General features: G+C 62.1%; 1 protein-coding gene. It reads left to right on the forward strand.

Annotated elements, in window-relative coordinates:
• Positions 1 to 214 (forward strand): hypothetical protein (locus tag AC6RA4_RS24705; RefSeq protein WP_500164849.1); only part of this gene is annotated, 214 nt, incomplete at both ends.

Consider the following 214-nt stretch of genomic DNA (forward strand, 5'->3'; position numbering starts at 1 on the left):
GCACCGATTGCCCGCGCTCTTGAGGTCGGCAAGGAGTGGTTGGGAGAAGACCACCCCGCCGTTGCCAGTCTGAAGGCGGGCGTCGCGATCCATCACGGTCGGCTTCCGAGCCCATTCCTGCGCGAATTGGAAACGCTGCTGTCCGAGGGCGTCTTGAAGGTCATCGTTGCATCGCCGACGCTCTCGCAAGGCCTCAATCTCAACGCTGCAGTTA

The organism is Salipiger sp., from assembly GCF_059781815.1.